Origin of the sequence: Streptomyces sp. NPDC048383, from assembly GCF_040651775.1 — a bacterium.
In the GTDB taxonomy this organism is placed as follows: Bacteria; Actinomycetota; Actinomycetes; order Streptomycetales; family Streptomycetaceae; genus Streptomyces.
Genome location: NZ_JBEZKS010000150.1, coordinates 1 through 1304 on the forward strand (window position 1 = coordinate 1; position 1304 = coordinate 1304).

Consider the following 1304-nt stretch of genomic DNA (forward strand, 5'->3'; position numbering starts at 1 on the left):
CCACAACACCCGCTCGCCCGCATCCGTCCTCGGCGGGAAGAACTCGAACGAGAACGACGGCCCCCCACGCGCCAACACCTCCCGCGGTGCGCTCATCGGCGGCCTCCCGCGTTGAAGTAATCGGCCTCGGGATGATGGACGACGATGGCATCGGTGGACTGCTCCGGATGCAACTGGAACTCCTCCGACAGATGCACACCGATCCGCTCCGGCCGCAGAAGGTCGGCGATCTTCGCACGATCCTCCAGGTCCGGGCAGGCCGGGTAACCCAGGGAGTAGCGGCAGCCCTGGTACTCGGTACGGAACATCCCGTCCATGGCCGCCGGATCCGAACCCGCGATGCCCAGATCCGCGCGGACCCGTGCATGCCAGTACTCGGCCAACGCCTCCGCCAACTGCACGGACAGACCGTGCAACTCCATGTACTCGCGATAGGCGTTCGCCTCGAACAACTTGGCCGTGGCTTCGCCGATCTTCGAGCCGACGGTGACGACCTGGAGGCCGACGACGTCGGTCTCGCCCGACTCCTCGGGGCGGAAGAAGTCCGCCAGGCACAGGTACCGGCCGCGGCTCTGGCGCGGGAAGGTGAAGCGGGTCCGCTCCGAGCCGTTCTCGTCCAGGATGATCAGGTCGTCGCCCTTGGACACGCACGGGAAGTAGCCGTGCACGACCGCGGCCTCCAGCAGGCTCTCGGTGTGCAGCTTGTCCAGCAGGCCGCGCAGCCGCGGCCGGCCCTCGTTCGCCACGAGGTCCTCGTACGTCGGGCCACCACGCGCCGCCTTCAATCCCCACTGGCCCTTGAACAGCGCCTGCTCGTCGAGCCAGGAGGCGTAGTCCTTGAGCGGGATCCCCTTCACCACCCGAGTACCGAGGAACGGCGCCTCCGGGACGGGGTTGTCGACGGCCACGTCGGAACGGCTCACCCGCTGCCCCTCGCCCGGCTCCTCCGGCTCGGTAACGACCGCGGTCGTCGTTGCCTTGACCCGCCGTGGCTTGAGTTCGGGCAGGGTGGCGCCGGGGACGCCGCGCTTGACGCCCATGAGGGCGTCCATCAGGCGTAGCCCTTCGAAGGCGTCGCGGGCGTAGCGGACCTCACCGGCGTAGATCTCGTGGAGGTCCTGCTCCACGTAGGCGCGGGTGAGGGCGGCGCCGCCGAGGATGACGGGGAAACGGTCCGCGAGGCCTCGGGTGTTCAGTTCCTCCAGGTTTTCCTTCATGATCACGGTGGACTTGACCAGGAGTCCCGACATGCCGATGACGTCCGCGCGGTGTTCCTCGGCGGCTTCGAGGATCGCCGAGACGGG

1 protein-coding gene is annotated in these 1304 nt (G+C 68.4%); it reads right to left on the reverse strand.

What is annotated here, in order from left to right:
- Window positions 1-92: 92 nt before the first annotated feature.
- A partial coding sequence (locus AB0D46_RS38535; RefSeq protein ID WP_362884763.1) for a vitamin B12 dependent-methionine synthase activation domain-containing protein occupies window positions 93-1304 on the reverse strand: 1212 nt, incomplete at its 5' end.